Here is a 16,725-nt window from a genome sequence, read left to right as displayed (position 1 = left end):
CCCGATTAGCGGTTAGCCTTCATTGTGCATTTCCAGATTTTCCGCTTCGGTTTGGCCGCGCAACGCTTTGGCATCATCATTGCGCAATGTCTCCAGATACTCCAGATAGCCTTGGTCGACATCTTTGGTGACATAAATACCGTCAAACACCGAGCATTCAAACTGAGTGATATCTGGGTTCTCTTCCCGAACCGCGTCGATCAAATCAGTCAGATCCTGGAAAATTAACCCATCGGCACCAATCATCTTGCGGATTTCATCCACTTCACGCCCATGAGCAATCAGCTCTGAGGCGCTCGGCATATCAATACCATAGACATTGGGGAAACGGATTTCCGGGGCCGCAGAGGCCAAATAAACCCGTTTGGCTCCCGCATCACGGGCCATCTCGACAATCTGCTCTGAGGTCGTGCCACGCACGATGGAGTCATCCACCAATAACACGTTCTTGTCACGAAACTCAGCACGGTTGGCGTTCAGCTTGCGACGTACCGACTGGCGGCGCACTTGCTGACCCGGCATGATAAAAGTACGGCCCACATAACGGTTTTTAACAAATCCCTGGCGATAAGGTTTTCCCAGAATATGGGCAATTTCCAGCGCAATATCGCAAGATGTTTCCGGGATTGGGATCACCACATCAATGTCCAGATCTTCCCATTCGCGGGCAATCTTTTTACCCAACTTCTGCCCCATGCGCACTCGCGCACTGTAGACCGAGATTTTGTCCATAAACGAGTCTGGACGGGCAAAATAGACATACTCAAACAAACAGGGGTGGTTTTTAGGATCTTCGGCACACTGGCGGGTGGCAAGCTGCCCCTGATCACTGACATAGACCGCTTCACCAGGTGCAATGTCACGCAAGAACTCAAAACCTAATGTATCCAGCGCCACGCTCTCGGATGCCACCATATATTCACAGCGCCCATCATCCAATGTCCGCTTGCCAATCACCAGCGGGCGAATACCATTAGGATCACGGAATGCCACCAGGCCATGACCGATAATCATCGCCACACAGGCATAGGCACCGCGTAATTGCTGGTGCATTGCCGCAATGGCAGTAAAAATATTATCAGCTTCCAGCGGGGTGTGCTGGAAACGGTCAAGCTCAGTGGCTAACACATTCAGTAGGATCTCCGAGTCGGAGGTCGTATTGATATGACGGCGGCCAGTTTCAAGCAGTTTCTGGCGCAGTTCATGGGCATTCGTCAGATTGCCGTTGTGTGCCAGCGTAATACCGAATGGCGAGTTGACATAGAATGGTTGGGCTTCTGAAGCACTGGAGCTGCCTGCAGTAGGATAGCGCACATGGCCAATGCCCATGTTACCCTGCAAACGCTGCATATGACGTGCTTCAAACACATCTTTCACCAGGCCATTGGCCTTACGCAGACGAAACCCGTTATAGGCATCAATCGTTACGATGCCAGCGGCATCCTGCCCACGGTGCTGAAGCACTGTCAACGCATCATAAATAGACTGGTTTACCGGCATAAAACCGGCGATACCAACAATACCGCACATGTTGTCTTTTCCTCTAAGCCGTTACCGCCCCGGTAACTAGGGGGGTAATAAACTCGACGTGCTTTGCAGATAGTCAAAGAACCAAGTGATGATGGGCTTGAAATAGGGGATAAATTGCGACTGTTTCCAATCCGCACTTTGTGACAAGGTGGTGAAGGTATCCAGAAAAAACAGGAGCGCCGCCACAATCAATACGCCACGCAATGCGCCAAAACAGACACCTAACACGCGATCAGTACCCGATAACCCGGTCTTATCAACCAATGTACCGATCACGTTGTTAACAATAGCGCCCACAATCAACGTTGCGATAAATAATAGGGCTATCGCAACGCCATTCCGCACCAGTTCATCTTCTAAACGAGTGAAATAGGCTGCAAGGTAAGGGTAAAAATGGCTGGCTATAAAAAACGCACATCCCCATGTCACAAGTGACAATGCTTCGCGTACAAAACCTCGGACCAGGCTGACCAAAGCCGAAAATCCAATCAACGCTATAATGACGTAATCAATCCAGACCATGAACTATTCCAATGATGAATCGCCCTTGCATCTCATTCGCGGCGAATTCTAACAGAAAAAGAAAACGTTTGCGTAGCGGATTTCCCGCCACATTAAAAATATAAAACGGTAAAAAAACTGAACGCCATACCATTCACCTTCCGTGTTTGCCGCCAACAGAGAACCGTTCAGCCCCATCAACGAACACTGTACGGCTTCACCTGACCACTCAACCCACTAATGGCATTGAGTTCAGCCAAAGATGACTGCAATTTCTGCTTCGATGCATCAGGCCCCACATAGATCCGGGTAATCACCCCTTGAACCGGTGTCGAAGGCACGGTATAGGCCCGGTAGCCAGACAAACGTAATGAAGCGACAATTTCATTGACCTTGGCGGCATTTTTCAACGCACCTAACTGCACCACATAGGCCTGCCCCACCGGTGCTTTTTCTTCGGTTGCAGGTTTAGGCTGCGGTTTGGTTTCAGGCTTCACTTCCGGTTTCGGTTCAACCACTGGCTTGGGTTTCACCTCTGCTGGCTTGGTTTCCTGCTGCGCCGGGGGTTGAATCGGTTGACTGGTTGCCGGAGGCACCACAACTGGTGCCGATTGCTGCTGCTGAGTATTTTGTCTGGCGGCCTGTTGGGCTGCCGCTTCTACCGCTGCCTGCTGTTCAACCAATGCCCCCGCCCCTTCAGGGGGGTGAGAAGGTAATGGTTGTGACGCTGGCGGGATCATGTCAGCTTCATGGGAGTCACCGGGTTTGGGTACCAGGGGAATAGCGGCAAACTCATCTTCATAATGCCTTTTTTTGCCATCCAGCAAACCCGGCAGAATGATGACCCCTAAGGCGACCAAAATCACCGTGCCAATCAGTCGATTCTGAAATTTACTTGCCACTCACACTCCCCGCCCCTCGTCTATAGCTGCCATCACCGGTGCTACCGTATGAAATGAGCCGCAGACGATCACAATATCTTGAATATCTGCTTGCTGCATAGCCTGGCGCCAGGCAGTTTCAACATCATCAAACTGTTGTGGCTGCACTAAATATTGTGCCAGTTGTTCTGCACTTGCCCCTCTTGGGCCATCCAACGATGCGCAGTACCATATATCCACTACTTCACTCAGGCAAGCCAACGTAGCGGCGATATCTTTGTCCGATAGCATCCCCACCACCGCACGAACCTTGCCACCGTTACGTGGCAATTTTGCCAGTTGACGCGCCAGATAGCTTGCAGCATGCGGGTTATGAGCCACGTCCAGGATCACCCGTGGGTTGTGCTGTACAGTTTGAAAACGCCCAGGCAGCGTAGCCTGCTGTAAGCCACTGAAAATGGCTTTCTCATCAATGTCTAATGTTGAGTAGTATAACGCAGCCAACGCGGTTGCCGCATTGGCCAAGGGCACATTAGGCATCGGCAACTCAGTCAGGCTGGTGCCCTCCCCTTGCCACTGCCAACGCTCCCCTTGTTCACTGAACACCCAGTTGTCACCACTGCGATACAAGCGGGCCCCCAGCTCCTCAGCCACTTGCCCAATACTGTGAGGCATATCCGGTTCACCGACCACAGCAGGTTTGCCACCACGGAAAATACCCGCTTTTTCACGGCCAATACTTTCACGATCGCACCCCAACCAGTCAGTATGGTCCAGCGCAATACTGGTCACTACCGCCACGTCAGCATCAACAATGTTGGTGGCGTCAAGACGCCCGCCGAGCCCCACTTCGAGGATGACGACATCAAGTCTAGCTTGTTTAAACAGGTATAATGCCGACAGGGTACCAAATTCGAAATAGGTCAACGAGGTTTCACCGCGACCGGCCTCAATAGCGGCAAATGAACGGCAGTGTTCCGTTTCGCTGAGTTCCTCCCCCTGGATACGCACCCGCTCGGTATAGCGCACCAGATGCGGGGAGCTATAAACCCCTACCCGTAACCCGGCGGCTAACATAATGGCCTCCAACGTGCGGCAGGTAGTACCTTTGCCGTTGGTGCCGGCCACCGTAAACACCGTCGGAGCCGGCGTAAGCAGATCGAGTTGAGCGGCAACGTGCCGTACACGCTCCAGACCGAGTTCTATCGCTTGGCTATGCAGATGTTCCAGATAGTAGAGCCACGTATTCAGGGGTGCCGTAGCTTGGGGAGCTTGGTGGTTTTGCATACATCCTATCACTGACTTTAGGTTCAAAATCCGTCAGGTGCGCCTCTTAAGTCAATCCAAGAGGGCATTCCGTGATATACCCGTCGCCATTCAAGCTGCAGGGTTGTTGGCTACTCTCATTCACCCTAGTCACATAGTTTTCTATGCTCCTAGGGACTCACTCCTTTGCCGCCTACCTGCAACTTGATTGAACTTGGGTATAACCATAAAGTGACGACGACCCCGCTAATGGTGACACGCAGGGTCTGACATACCTTAGGCGTTGGCCTGGTTTTCCTCTGCGGCTAGCGGAGCAACACCATCAAAATCTGGCAGGGGTTGGTTAGTCAACATAGAAATGATGTTTGCCAGAGTCCGGCGCATTTCTGGTCGACGAACAATCATATCGATCGCGCCCTTTTCAATCAGGAACTCACTGCGTTGGAAACCTGGCGGCAGTTTCTCACGCACTGTCTGCTCAATAACACGCGGACCGGCAAAACCAATCAATGCTTTAGGCTCGGCGATATTGATATCCCCGAGCATCGCCAGACTGGCGGAAACGCCCCCCATGGTCGGGTCAGTCAACACCGAAATATAGGGCAGACCACGTTCCTGCAATTTGGCTAACGCCGCACTGGTTTTGGCCATCTGCATCAGCGACATCAACGCTTCCTGCATACGCGCGCCACCACTGGCAGAGAAGCAGATCAATGGGCAGTTATCCTCCAAGGCTTGCTCAACCGCACGCACAAAACGGGCACCCACCACGGAAGACATCGAACCACCGATAAAGGCGAATTCAAACGAAGCGGCGACGATGGGCATACCGTAAAGTGTCCCCTTCATTACCACCAGCGCATCTTTTTCACCCGTCGCTTTTTGCGCCGCACTCAGGCGATCTTTATATTTTTTAGAATCCCTGAACTTGAGAACGTCTTTCGGCTCCAGTTCGCTCGCCACCTCAACCTCGCTACCTTGATCCAGCAAGGAATGCAAGCGCATACGCGCAGACATGCGCATATGGTGATCACACTTGGGGCACACTTCGAGATTACGTTCCAACTCAGCACGATAAAGAACCTGACCACAGCTAGCGCATTTGGTCCAGACCCCTTCAGGAATGCTCACCTTATTGGTTTGAGTCACATTACTTTTGTTAAGAATTCGTTCAATCCAGCTCATTGATGACCTTTCTGTTTGAACCAGGCAGATGCCAGCCCGCTGTTTATGCGATAACCACCACCAGACCTCTGGCTATAGGCGGGTTCACAAAAACAGACCATAGATACTGCTTATTAAACCATATCGGCCCGATACTGTAGACAAAAAACTGCGTTAACTGACGGGTTAACCGATACTTTTACTGTTTTTGCTGCCGAGCTGCCGCACGTTTATGGCGCCAGATCTCAATAATACCCGGCAGAATTGAAACCACAATGATGGCAACAATCAAGAGTTTCAAGTTTTCTTGCACTATCGGTAAATCCCCGAACAGGTAGCCCGCATAAGTAAACAGCAATACCCAAACCAGTGCGCCAACCACGTTATAAGCGGCAAAATGGCGATAGTTCATATGCCCCATCCCCGCCACGAAGGGGGCGAAGGTACGCACAATGGGAACAAACCGTGCCAGGATAATGGTTTTACCACCATATTTTTCATAAAACTGGTGAGTTTTATCCAGATAACTGCGGCGGAAAATTTTGGAATTGGGATTGGTAAACAGCTTTTCACCGAACAAACGCCCAATGGTATAGTTCACCGCATCGCCAAGCACCGCTGCCACCACCATCAAAGCGACCATGGTATGAACATTGAGATCATTAGATGGTAACGCCGCCAAAGCTCCGGCAACAAACAGCAGTGAGTCCCCTGGCAGGAACGGGGTAACCACCAATCCCGTTTCACAAAACAGGATCAAAAACAAAATGGCATAAACCCAGACGCCATATTGCGCCACCAACTCGGCTAAATGCACATCAATATGCAGAATAAAATCAATGATAAACTTGATAACGTCCATAAACTCTCTCATTTTAACCGGGTAACGCTACCCAGTACTAAATACTTATCTATCTACTATCTGACGGTTTAATCGTCAGCTAAAAACAACGGCCCCAACGGTGGGCGAGGTAACGCAAAACGCTCTGGGTAATCCACCGCCACCAGATACAAACCGTCTGGCCGTGCCGTGGCGGCTGCCAGGTTGCGATCTTTCAACGCCAACAGTTCGGCTATCCAGCTCTCTTCCTGGTTACCACACCCCACTTCCAACAAGCTGCCAACAATATTTCGCACCATATGATGAACAAATGCGTTGGCTTTGATATCCACCAGGATATAGCCACCATAACGCGAAACCTTCACCTGTTTTACATTGCGCCATGGCGTGCGTGACTGGCATTGCACCGCACGGAATGAGGTAAAGTCATTCTCACCCAATAAAGCCTGGGCGGCACGATGCATCCGTTCGGCATCCAGCGGGTGATAAAAATGCGTTACCCCCTGCTGCATAATCGCCGGACGGTAGCGATGATTATAGATGATGTAGCGATAGCGGCGCGCGGTGGCACTGAAACGCGCATGAAAATCGCTGCTCACCCCCTGAACCCAACGCACCGCAATATCTGGCGGCAAATGCGTATTGACGCCCATTGTCCAGGCAGCATCCTGACGACGCGCCGTGGTTTCAAAATGCACCACCTGCCCTGTGGCATGCACCCCGGCATCAGTACGCCCGGCGCAAAATACGCTGATTGGCGCATCGGCCACTTTACTTAACGCCTGCTCCAGGCAAGCCTGCACGCTGGTGACTTCCTGCTGGCGCTGCCAACCATAATAACGACTACCATCATATTCAACCCCCAGCGCAATTTTCAGCATTGGCGGGAGAATGGGTGACTCTGCAGACATCAGTACATCTGCTCCTGCAACAAGCGTTCTGCGGTTTCAACAGCCATCAAGGCACCACCAAAGCGCACATTATCGGCCACTGACCAAAACTGCAGCATTTCCGGGATACCATAATCCTGCCGCAGACAGCCAATACTTAACACCTCACTCCCGGAAGCTTCCGTCACCTGCGTCGGGTAGTCGTCATCTTCACTCAGTTGAATATCATCGGCTTGTTCTAGTTCACCGCGCGCCTCTTCAACTGTCAGCGGACGCAAGGTTTCCACATGCACCACTTGTGCATGACCGTAAAATACCGACGTTTGCACACAACTGACGGAAATCGGCAACCCGGCGTCTTGCAACACTTTACGCACTTGGTCAACGATAAGACGCTCTTCCCGCACGCTCCCCTGTTCATCACTGATCAGAGGTAACAGGTTGAAAGCCAACTGCTTGGCAAAGATACCGGGTTCGGCAGGAATGCCATTAAGCAAGCGCGCACTCTGCCCAGCCAGCTCATCCACCGCCAGTTTACCGCGTGATGAAGCTGACATCAGCGTCGTTACCTGTAAACGGGAAAGACCCGCCTGTTCGGTCAGTGGTTTAATCGCGGTCAGCAATTGGCTGACCATGCTGTCGGCTATCGCCACGATATTGCGGTTACGATAATCCGCCAATACCTGCGGGTTGACACCGGGTACCACTAACGGAACATCTGGTTCCAAGGCAAAGTAACCACTGGTATCAATCACCAGGCAGCCCATATTGGCCGCCTCATCAGCATAACGAGCCGCCGCTTCGCAACCAGCAGCAAAAAAAGCCAGTTGCACCTGCGACCAGTCAAACCCTTCGGCATTCTCTACCCGTATGGATTTGCCGTTAACGCGAACCGTCGCACCAGCACTGCGCTCACTAGCTAAAGGAAACAGCTCACCCAACGGAAACTGGCGCTCCTGTAACAACTCCAGTAACGCCTCACCAACGGCACCAGTGGCACCGAGCAGAGCTATGTTCCAACCATCAGACATGGGATGTTCTCCAGAGTATCTATTTATATGGCGACAGGGATTTCACCTTGCGCCACCGTTTAGCGAACAGAAAAACCGAGTCGCTGCAACAGTTCAGCACTGGCACTGTCATCACACTGTACCCGCAGTGATGACCATTCCCGTCGATCCGGGTAATACTTGCGCAGGCGGTCAAATTCACCGGGCAGCCCGGCAACCTGGCGCAATGGCGCATCGTCGCGGCGCACATCATACACCAAGTGAATCAATCGTTTTAATTTCCCTTCATCCAACGGACCGTGGCAACAGATCTCATTGAACTCCGCCACCGGTAACAGCGACGACAGCTCAATATCCTGGGGTTGCCCCAGGTGTTGTGCCAACGCGGCAAACACCTGTGTGGTCCCGCGCGCCTTGCCTTCCAGCGAATAACCGGCGATATGGGGGGTAGCAATATCCGCCCACTCCAGTAGTGGTACGCAAAGATCCGGTTCCGGTTCCCAGACATCCAGCACCGTGCTCAACCTTTTTCCGCGCTCTAATGCTTTCAGCAACGCGGCATTGTGCACCACCGCACCACGGCTGGCATTAACCAGGATCCGCTCATCCGGCAGCGCATCCAGCAGATCGGCATCCACCAGATGCAGCGATTTATAAGGCCCGGTTTTGTTCAATGGGGTGTGGAAGGTGAGAATGTCTGCTTCTGCCACCAGTTTTTCCAGTGGCCAAAATTCACCACTCTCCCCACGTTCGGCACGGGGAGGGTCGCACAACAGGGTACGTACCCCTAATGCCTTGAGGCGCGCATCAAGGCGGGAGCCCACATTGCCCACGCCGACAATCCCCACCGTTTTATCACGCAAATGGAAACCATCCCGCTCTGCCAAGAACAGCAAGGCAGAAAACACATACTCCACCACCGCGATGGCATTACATCCGGGGGCCGCTGAAAATCCAATCCCCGCCTGCTGCAACCAGGCTTCATCCACATGATCGGTGCCTGCAGTGGCGGTGCCAACAAAGCTGACTCGCGTCCCGGCTAACAATGCCTGATTCACTTTTGTCACGGAGCGCACCATCAGTGCATCGGCTTCAGCCAGTGCCTGCTGCGGGATAGGCCGCCCAGGAACCGCCTGCACCCCTCCCAGGCGCCCAAACAGTTCCAACGCATAGGGCATATTTTCATCAACCAGGATCTTCACGTTTCTCTCCCATCATCTTGCAATCGCCCTATTCTATACCCAAGCGCCATTAAGTTGCAGGCTGGCATCGACAGAAAAGTGGATCAAGTTTCATGAAGCCGAGCAGTGCCCGCATTGCGCGGAGCAAGGCAGTTTTTTTGCGGTTCAAATAGCCGTAGGGATAAAACGGACAGATACCAGCAAGCCACCTAACGAATCAGCTCGGGAGAGTTCCAGGCGGGTACCATGATAGGTGCAGATATCGTTCACCAATGCTAACCCCAGCCCAGCACCGGGCTGATCACCGGCATTATCCAGGCGATGGAAGGGTTGCAAGGCCGCCACCCGCTGTTCCTGAGCAATACCCGGCCCACTGTCTTCAATTTCTAACTGAATAAACTCACTAGTCACTCTCACTCGTGCAGTGACCGTTCCGCCGCAGGGGGTATATTTCAAGGCATTATCGAGCAAGTTGGCACATAATTCGGCCAGCAATAGCGCCTCTCCCGCCACCCAACCGGCATCAACACCTTCATACCCCAAATCGATCTGTTTACTGCGAGCCTGGGGTAAACATGAAAAGCAGGTATCACGCAATATTTGTACTAAATTCACCGGCTGTAACTGATGGTTAGCCTGTTGACCATCGCTCTTCAGCCGAGAGAGAGACAAAAGACGCGCGGTGAGCGCAATAGTGCTGTCTAGCGTTGCATTCATCCCTTCCAGGCTCTCACGCCATTGTTCCGGTTGATCACTGGCCAAGGCGACACCAACCTGAGTTTTCAGTACCGCCAAAGGTGTGCGTAATTGATGCGCGGCATCAGCGCTAAACCGCTCTTGACGTGCCACCATCAAGCGTAACCGCTCGATATAGCGGTTAAATGCCAACAGTAAGGGGCGCATTTCAGACCAAGGTAAAACCATGGGTAGTGGTGTCAATTCTCCCGGATCGCGGCGCAACATCAGGCTGGAAAGTTTGCCTAAGGGTTTTAATACTTGTTTCAGTAAAATAAAGGCCAACGCCAAGGTCAAAATGACCACGCCCCCCTGAGTGAGCAGCGCGCTTAACAGCATTTGTCGTGCCAGATAATGGCGCGACACCAAGGTTTCTGCCACCAGAATGGTGACTACCCCCATAACACCCGCTTCATTAACTGGCTGAAAAAGGGCCGCCACCCGGATCGGCTGGCCACGATATTGCGCATCATAAAAATGCACCAATGCCGGATAAAGCTCGGAACGAGAGGTTTTCTGTGGCATCGGTGGCAAGTCGTTATAACCTGAAATCGTGGTTCCCTGCGGCGAGATCACCTGATAATACAAACGGTCATTCATATTACGTTCGAAGCTATCCAGCACCACATAAGGGACGTCCACCTCCAATTTCTGGTTACGCACCACCACCCTTTCCGCCACCGTCCGAGCGGAAGCCAACAAGGTACGATCATAGGCTAATCTGGCGGCATTCATGGCGCTAAAATAATGGATATAGATTGAAACGCTGCCCAACACCAACAAGGGTAAACCGAAGAACAACATTAATTGATAAAACAGTGAGCGCGGTGCCTTAAACCACTTCATTGCACAACTCCAGGCTGTACCCCAACCCTCTTAAGGTCATAATCGCCACATTGCTGCCCAGCAATTTCTTGCGTAAGCGATGCACATACAATTCGATACTTTCAGGGTTGGCTTGATCATTGAGGGTAAAAACTTGTTCAAATAACTGCATTTTGGCAACCGGCCGACCACGACGATGGATTAACACCGTCAATACCGCCAGCTCACGCGGGGTCAGTGCCAACGGTTGACCGTCCAAGGCAAAATAACCTTCATGGTGATAAGTGAGTGCACCGAACTCCAGTGCCTGTTGCGTAATACCGACACTGCGGCGCAGTAACGCACGGATCCTGGCCTCTAGCTCATCAAGCTCAAACGGTTTGGTAAGGTAATCATCAGCCCCCAGATTCAGCCCTTTCACACGATCAGTGACCTCCGTTCGCGCGGTCAGAAGCAATACCGGTAATGCCTGACCACGCTTACGTAAACGTGCCAACAGTTGAAAACCATCCAACCGTGGCAGGGCGACATCCAATACCACCAGCGCATACTTTTCGTTTAATAGCAGATGGTCTGCAACCACACCATCCAAAGCGACATCCACAGCAAACCCCAGTCCGGTGAGGGCTTTCTGTAACCAGTGTGACAACTCCGGGTGATCCTCTACAAGCAAGAGACGCATATCACATCCTGTCAATTTTTCCCGACGGTGAAAGGTAAATGAAAGGTAAATGTTTTAACAAGATATTAACTACCTGTCAGGTGGCGATATCACAAACTGAAATAAAACCAATGGGGAAAACCATGAAAAAAATAATGACTCATACCTTTACCGCCGCACTGCTGTTGTTAGCTGCCAATCAAACCTGGGCCGTTGACGCACCAGGACGTACCGAATGTATCGCCCCGGCCAAGCCGGGTGGCGGGTTTGATCTCACCTGTAAACTCCTTCAGGTTTCATTACAAGAAACCAACGCCATCAGCAAACCAATGCGCGTCACCTATATGCCCGGCGGCGTTGGTGCGGTGGCCTATAACGCGATTGTCGCCCAGCGACCAGCAGAATTTGGTACCGTTGTCGCATTCTCGGGCGGTTCGTTACTGAATCTGTCACAAGGCAAATTTGGCCGTTATGACGTTAATGATGTGAAATGGCTGGCGGCGATAGGCACGGACTATGGTGCCATTGCTGTGCGTGCGGATTCCCCCTACAAAACACTCAACGATCTGATGGAAGCCTTCAAAAAGGATCCTAACGCGGTGGTATTTGGTGCTGGTGCTTCTATTGGCAGCCAGGATTGGATGAAAACTGCCTTGCTAGCACGGGAAGTGGGTGTCGACCCTCACAAGATGCGCTATGTCGCCTTTGAAGGGGGCGGCGAACCGGTCACCGCACTGCTCGGTAACCATATTCAGGCCGTATCCGGTGACCTCAGCGAAATGGTGCCCTATTTGAATGGCGATAAACTGCGCGTACTGGCGGTCTATGCTGAACAACGTCTACCCGGTGATCTCGCCTCTGTTCCCACCGCTAAAGAGCAAGGATACAACCTGGTATGGCCTATCATCCGTGGCTTTTATATGGGGCCTAAAGTGAGCGAGGCCGAATATCAATGGTGGAACGATACTTTCAAGAAATTGGTAGAAACCGAGGAATTCAAAAAACAACGTAATTTACGCGGTCTGTTTGAATTCAATTTAACGGGGCCAGAACTGGATGCCTACGTGAAACAACAGGTTAACCAATACCGTGAAATGGCTAAATCATTTGGTCTCGCCAAATAACCCAGGAACATGCCATGAGTGAACGTATTTTTGCCGGTTTATGGTTGTTGCTGTGTCTCGCTGGTCTGTTTGTCGGCTGGAATATTCAAAGTGAATATAGCTATGAACCGCTGGGGCCACGCCCCTTTCCGCTGGTTATTCTAAGCCTGATGGCCTTGTGTGCCGCCCTATTGTTATTCAGTAAGCCACAAGTGATCGCTTGGCCGCACCATAAAGTCCTGCAACGCCTGCTGGTCTTGGTCATCACCTTGGTGCTTTATGCCTGGGGTTTCGAATGGCTCGGCTTCCCTCTGGCCACCACCCTGCTGACCTTCAGTATTGGCATGCTATTCCAAGCCAGCCTGATTGCAGCGCTGATCTCTGGCGTTATCATGAGCATTTCACTGTTCTACGCCTTTGATTATTTACTTGATGTCACGCTGCCACTCGGCATTTGGCTAAGTTAACAGGAGCTATGATGGAAACCTGGCAATATTTATCACAAGGTTTTGAAGTGGCTCTGCTACCACAAAATCTGGTCATTGCACTGATTGGTTGCTTCGTCGGTACCATCGTTGGGTTATTACCCGGTCTTGGGCCAATTAACGGCGTGGCAATCTTGCTGCCGTTGGCCTTTGCACTAAAATTACCCGCCGAATCGGCGTTGATTCTGCTGGCAACGGTGTATATCGGTTGTGAATACGGTGGGCGTATCTCTTCAATTTTGCTGAATGTCCCTGGGGATGCAGCCGCCATCATGACCGCACTGGATGGTTACCCGATGGCGCAACAAGGACGTGCCGGGGTGGCGCTGTCTATCTCCGCCGTCAGTTCTTTTTTCGGTTCACTGATCGCCATCAGTGGAATTATTCTGTTTGCCCCCATCCTGGCCCACTGGTCGCTGGCATTTGGTCCGGCAGAGTACTTCGCTTTAATGGTATTTGCTATTGCTTGCCTGGGCAGCATGATGAGTCAAAACCCATTGAAATCGCTGCTGGCAGCGTTGATTGGCCTGGGCTTAGCCACAGTAGGGGTCGATGCCAACACCGGGGTTTATCGCTTTACCTTCGACAGCGTACACCTTTCCGATGGCATTCAATTTATCGTGGTGGTGATTGGTTTGTTCTCTGTCAGTGAAATCCTGCTGATGCTGGAAAATAGCAGTGGCGGGCAGAAATTGATCCGCAAAACTGGGCGTATGCTGTTTAACCGTAAAGAGGCTGCAGAGTGCGTCGGCCCGACCCTGCGTTCATCGGTGATTGGCTTTTTCGTCGGTATTTTACCGGGGGCCGGAGCTACCATCGCCAGTGCGCTAACTTATATGACCGAGAAAAGGATCAGCGGTAACAGCGACTCATTCGGCAAGGGCGATATTCGCGGTGTCGCAGCACCGGAGGCGGCCAACAACGCCTCCGCCTGTGGCTCGTTTATCCCGATGTTAACCTTGGGGGTCCCAGGCTCCGGTACTACCGCGGTAATGTTAGGCGCATTAACGCTCTATAATATTACCCCGGGCCCGGCGATGTTTACCGAACAACCCGATATCGTCTGGGGGCTGATTGCCGCACTGCTGATCGCCAACGTCATGCTACTGATTATGAACATTCCGTTAATCGGTCTGTTCACCCGCATGTTGAACATTCCATTGTGGCTGCTAGTTCCCGCAATTGCTACGGTCTCGGCAGTGGGTGTTTATGCGGTTCACAGTACTACCTTCGATTTACTGTTGATGGTAGGGCTCGGGGTGTTTGGCTATATTCTACGGAAATTGCACTTTCCCATGTCGCCGTTGATCCTGGGTTTTGTGCTGGGTGAAATGCTCGAGCAGAACCTGCGCCGTGCGTTATCTATCAGTAACGGTGAGTTTGCTATTCTGTGGAGCAGCCCGATTGCGCAATGTCTCTTAGGGCTGGCGGTCGCCGTCTTGATCTTGCCACCGGTGTTGCGCAAACTTCGCCAACGCCGTTTGTCCACTGCTGAGTAAATAGAGAACAAGTCACCCAAATTGGCGGGATACTCCGCCAATTTAATCAACCTTATGCGGTTAGCAGCCGCACGCCAGATGACTTTCTTCACCTTGCATGCTGCCCGGCTGATCACCCAGCGCTAACGGATGACCATCACGCTGCCAGAAATCCAACCCACCTATCAGCTCTTTCACCCGGAAGCCGAGTTTTGCCAACTTGTAAGCCCCGTTAGTCGAGCCGTTACAGCCAATGCCATCACAATAGGTCACATAAACTTTGTTCCGGTCGAGATGGCGAGTAGTGGTTTCATTCATTAGACGATGGGGGAAACTGATTGCCCCGGGGATATGCCCTGCCCCATACAAAGCCTCGGATCGCGTGTCAATCACCACAATATCGCCAATGCCATTACGCAGATCTGCTGCCACATCGGCAGAATCCGTGTAATAGCTCAGCTTTGCGGCCAAGTAGTTTTGACTCTCGGCTGCCGTTGGTGGGGGAAAAGCTAACACTAGTGAAACGTCGCCCATGGTCATTGCTCCTGTCTGGCTAAAATTTAATGACAATTTTGCCTGATTTTGGTCTTATCAATAAGACCCATTTAGCCAGCACAATAAGACCAATGACACGCCAGATACTGATTCCCTTGTTTCAACAGGCAAAAAACACTGCAGGAACACGACGTGAACAGGTGTGCAGTAGTTTACGCAATGCCATTCATAGTGGGGCACTGCCTATCGGGCAACGCTTGCCTTCATCCCGAGTGCTGGCGGCTGATTTGAATATTTCACGTGTTACTGTCGAATCTGCTTATTCACAACTGGAAGCGGAGGGGTATCTGCAGCGTAAAGTGGGGGTGGGTACCTATGTTTCAATCAAAATTATCAAGCCGCCCAAGACGCCTCGACCTTCTCGGTTATTACAACTTTCTCAGCGCGGTAACCAAATTGTCCAAACCGGGGGTTGCCAGGACCCACTACAACCACAAGCTTTTGCCGCTGGCTCACCAGAACTGCGCGCTTTCCCACTGAAACTATGGAAGCAGATCACCAACCAACAATTACGCATCAGAGGGGAGCAATTACTGCGCTACGGTGATCCACAAGGCTACCGGCCACTGCGCGAGGCCATTGCCGGTTACCTTGGTCAGACGCGCGGAGTGAACTGTGATGCACAGCAGGTCATCATCCTCACCAGTTCACAACAAGCATTACAGTTAATTGCCACCTTGTTACTCGACCATGGTGATGATGTGTGGATGGAAGAACCTGGGTACGTGGGGGCGAGAAATGCCTTTATCAGTATCGGTGCCAATCTCATCCCCGTCAGCGTCGATCAGGATGGGCTACAACCCAATAATACCCTCCCTGCTCCACGTTTGATCTACGTAACACCGGGCCACCATTATCCCACTGGTGTCGCGCTGAGTCTGGAAAGGCGCTTGATGCTGTTAGAGACTGCACGGAAAAACCATGCCTGGATTATTGAGGATGATTACGACAGCGAATTTCATTACACCGGTCAACCGATGCCTGCACTGCAAGGGGTTGATAACCACGGTTCGGTGCTGTACGTCGGCACCTTTTCCAAAACATTGTTCCCATCACTACGCTTGGCTTATCTGGTTGTCCCGCCGACGTTAGTTAATGCATTCACTACCGCACGCACCCTGTATGACGGGCATAGCAACCAATTGATGCAAGCGGTAACGGCAGAGTTTATTCAACAAGGGCATTTTGCCGCGCATATTCGCTATATGCGCCAGCTTTACCACAGCCGTCGTGATTGGTTGTTAACTCAAATCGAACAGCATTTAAAGCATGTTGCTACACCACAAGCGGCGAGTGGGGGTTTACAGCTCACGGTATGGCTACCCACAGGTCAAGAAAGCGCGTTAACCAGGCAGGCACAACAATTGGGCGTTATCACCCCCCCGTTATCCAGACAGTATCAAACGGCTACGGCACAACGTGATGGTTGGTTGCTTGGGTTTTCTGCATTAACACCGGGTGAGATTAGTTTGGCAGTTGAACGACTCAGCAGAATCAAACTGCCTTAATCAGAGGGAAACCACTACGCTCACCTGAGCACTACTAAAAAAAGTTCAGGCACGGTAAACCGTGCCTGATAACTCAATACATTGACTGCGAATAGCGCTTGATTACGCCAG

The 16,725-nt window shown here is 51.8% G+C and carries 16 protein-coding genes; 4 read left to right on the top strand and 12 right to left on the bottom strand.

Features of this window, described 5'->3' with window-relative positions:
• Positions 1-12: 12 nt before the first annotated feature.
• The 11 genes from purF to tctD form a co-directional block, all read right to left on the bottom strand.
• The gene (gene purF, locus ACX9GV_RS05650; protein ID WP_473197350.1) at positions 13-1,530 is read right to left on the bottom strand and encodes an amidophosphoribosyltransferase; all 1,518 of its coding nucleotides are present in this window, start codon (positions 1,528-1,530) and stop codon (positions 13-15) included.
• A gap of 36 nt (positions 1,531-1,566) precedes the next feature.
• On the bottom strand, positions 1,567-2,052 hold the full coding sequence (gene cvpA / locus ACX9GV_RS05645; RefSeq protein WP_023491207.1) for a colicin V production protein: 486 nt from the start codon (positions 2,050-2,052) through the stop codon (positions 1,567-1,569).
• A gap of 176 nt (positions 2,053-2,228) precedes the next feature.
• Positions 2,229-2,933 (bottom strand): cell division protein DedD, encoded by a 705-nt coding sequence (gene dedD / locus ACX9GV_RS05640; RefSeq protein ID WP_473197349.1) that lies wholly within the window; start codon positions 2,931-2,933, stop codon positions 2,229-2,231.
• Positions 2,934-4,199: a bifunctional tetrahydrofolate synthase/dihydrofolate synthase gene (gene folC, locus ACX9GV_RS05635; protein ID WP_473197348.1), complete on the bottom strand. Its 1,266-nt coding sequence runs from the start codon at positions 4,197-4,199 to the stop codon at positions 2,934-2,936.
• A 255-nt stretch (positions 4,200-4,454) separates the two neighbouring features.
• Positions 4,455-5,363 (bottom strand): acetyl-CoA carboxylase, carboxyltransferase subunit beta, encoded by a 909-nt coding sequence (accD, locus tag ACX9GV_RS05630; protein ID WP_473197347.1) that lies wholly within the window; start codon positions 5,361-5,363, stop codon positions 4,455-4,457.
• A gap of 178 nt (positions 5,364-5,541) precedes the next feature.
• Positions 5,542-6,204, bottom strand: coding sequence for a DedA family protein (locus ACX9GV_RS05625; RefSeq protein ID WP_473197346.1), 663 nt, complete (start codon positions 6,202-6,204; stop codon positions 5,542-5,544).
• Positions 6,205-6,272: 68 nt separating this feature from the next.
• Positions 6,273-7,094, bottom strand: a complete 822-nt coding sequence (gene truA, locus ACX9GV_RS05620; protein ID WP_473197345.1) for a tRNA pseudouridine(38-40) synthase TruA — start codon at positions 7,092-7,094, stop codon at positions 6,273-6,275.
• Positions 7,094-8,104 (bottom strand): aspartate-semialdehyde dehydrogenase, encoded by a 1,011-nt coding sequence (locus tag ACX9GV_RS05615; RefSeq protein WP_473197344.1) that lies wholly within the window; start codon positions 8,102-8,104, stop codon positions 7,094-7,096. Before ACX9GV_RS05615 ends, truA begins: the two co-directional genes overlap by 1 nt.
• 59 nt (positions 8,105-8,163) lie before the next feature.
• Positions 8,164-9,285 (bottom strand): 4-phosphoerythronate dehydrogenase PdxB, encoded by a 1,122-nt coding sequence (pdxB, locus tag ACX9GV_RS05610; RefSeq protein ID WP_473197343.1) that lies wholly within the window; start codon positions 9,283-9,285, stop codon positions 8,164-8,166.
• Positions 9,286-9,429: 144 nt separating this feature from the next.
• A complete protein-coding gene (locus ACX9GV_RS05605; protein WP_473197342.1) occupies positions 9,430-10,845 on the bottom strand; it encodes a sensor histidine kinase in 1,416 nt (471 codons plus the stop codon).
• Positions 10,832-11,506, bottom strand: coding sequence for a transcriptional regulator TctD (tctD, locus tag ACX9GV_RS05600; RefSeq protein ID WP_023491220.1), 675 nt, complete (start codon positions 11,504-11,506; stop codon positions 10,832-10,834). The genes ACX9GV_RS05605 and tctD overlap by 14 nt, the downstream gene beginning before the upstream one ends.
• Before the next feature lie 122 nt (positions 11,507-11,628).
• Between tctD and ACX9GV_RS05595 the strand changes: the two genes are divergently transcribed.
• Genes ACX9GV_RS05595 through ACX9GV_RS05585 form a run of 3 tightly spaced genes read left to right on the top strand, consistent with a single transcriptional unit; the run spans position 11,629 to position 14,572 of the window.
• Positions 11,629-12,609 carry a Bug family tripartite tricarboxylate transporter substrate binding protein gene (locus ACX9GV_RS05595; RefSeq protein ID WP_473197341.1) on the top strand — a complete coding sequence of 327 codons (981 nt, stop codon included), beginning with the start codon at positions 11,629-11,631 and terminating at the stop codon, positions 12,607-12,609.
• A gap of 14 nt (positions 12,610-12,623) precedes the next feature.
• Positions 12,624-13,055, top strand: coding sequence for a tripartite tricarboxylate transporter TctB family protein (locus tag ACX9GV_RS05590; RefSeq protein ID WP_473197340.1), 432 nt, complete (start codon positions 12,624-12,626; stop codon positions 13,053-13,055).
• 11 nt (positions 13,056-13,066) lie between these two features.
• On the top strand, positions 13,067-14,572 hold the full coding sequence (locus tag ACX9GV_RS05585; protein WP_473197985.1) for a tripartite tricarboxylate transporter permease: 1,506 nt from the start codon (positions 13,067-13,069) through the stop codon (positions 14,570-14,572).
• Between the two features lie 60 nt (positions 14,573-14,632).
• On the opposite strand, the gene ACX9GV_RS05580 is transcribed toward ACX9GV_RS05585, so the two are convergent.
• The gene (locus ACX9GV_RS05580) at positions 14,633-15,085 is read right to left on the bottom strand and encodes a rhodanese-like domain-containing protein (RefSeq protein ID WP_473197339.1); all 453 of its coding nucleotides are present in this window, start codon (positions 15,083-15,085) and stop codon (positions 14,633-14,635) included.
• Positions 15,086-15,114: 29 nt separating this feature from the next.
• Between ACX9GV_RS05580 and pdxR the strand changes: the two genes are divergently transcribed.
• Positions 15,115-16,614 (top strand): MocR-like pyridoxine biosynthesis transcription factor PdxR, encoded by a 1,500-nt coding sequence (pdxR, locus tag ACX9GV_RS05575; protein ID WP_473197338.1) that lies wholly within the window; start codon positions 15,115-15,117, stop codon positions 16,612-16,614.
• The last annotated feature ends 111 nt before the right edge of the window (positions 16,615-16,725 follow it).

Source organism: Serratia sp. 25CWL12 (assembly GCF_055790885.1).
Note: the sequence above shows the minus strand (reverse complement) of the source record. Positions and strands in the feature narration are given on the sequence as shown.

Excerpts from the sequence above, each read along its gene's own strand:
- pdxR (WP_473197338.1), top strand. The coding sequence starts at position 15,115 with ATGACAATTTTGCCTGATTTTGGTCTTATCAATAAGACCCATTTAGCC.
- ACX9GV_RS05595 (WP_473197341.1), top strand. The coding sequence starts at position 11,629 with ATGAAAAAAATAATGACTCATACCTTTACCGCCGCACTGCTGTTGTTA.
- cvpA (WP_023491207.1), bottom strand. The coding sequence starts at position 2,052 with ATGGTCTGGATTGATTACGTCATTATAGCGTTGATTGGATTTTCGGCT.
- ACX9GV_RS05590 (WP_473197340.1), top strand. The coding sequence starts at position 12,624 with ATGAGTGAACGTATTTTTGCCGGTTTATGGTTGTTGCTGTGTCTCGCT.
- ACX9GV_RS05605 (WP_473197342.1), bottom strand. The coding sequence starts at position 10,845 with ATGAAGTGGTTTAAGGCACCGCGCTCACTGTTTTATCAATTAATGTTG.
- ACX9GV_RS05585 (WP_473197985.1), top strand. The coding sequence starts at position 13,067 with ATGGAAACCTGGCAATATTTATCACAAGGTTTTGAAGTGGCTCTGCTA.
- ACX9GV_RS05615 (WP_473197344.1), bottom strand. The coding sequence starts at position 8,104 with ATGTCTGATGGTTGGAACATAGCTCTGCTCGGTGCCACTGGTGCCGTT.
- ACX9GV_RS05580 (WP_473197339.1), bottom strand. The coding sequence starts at position 15,085 with ATGGGCGACGTTTCACTAGTGTTAGCTTTTCCCCCACCAACGGCAGCC.
- accD (WP_473197347.1), bottom strand. The coding sequence starts at position 5,363 with ATGAGCTGGATTGAACGAATTCTTAACAAAAGTAATGTGACTCAAACC.
- truA (WP_473197345.1), bottom strand. The coding sequence starts at position 7,094 with ATGTCTGCAGAGTCACCCATTCTCCCGCCAATGCTGAAAATTGCGCTG.
- tctD (WP_023491220.1), bottom strand. The coding sequence starts at position 11,506 with ATGCGTCTCTTGCTTGTAGAGGATCACCCGGAGTTGTCACACTGGTTA.
- folC (WP_473197348.1), bottom strand. The coding sequence starts at position 4,199 with ATGCAAAACCACCAAGCTCCCCAAGCTACGGCACCCCTGAATACGTGG.
- ACX9GV_RS05625 (WP_473197346.1), bottom strand. The coding sequence starts at position 6,204 with ATGGACGTTATCAAGTTTATCATTGATTTTATTCTGCATATTGATGTG.
- purF (WP_473197350.1), bottom strand. The coding sequence starts at position 1,530 with ATGTGCGGTATTGTTGGTATCGCCGGTTTTATGCCGGTAAACCAGTCT.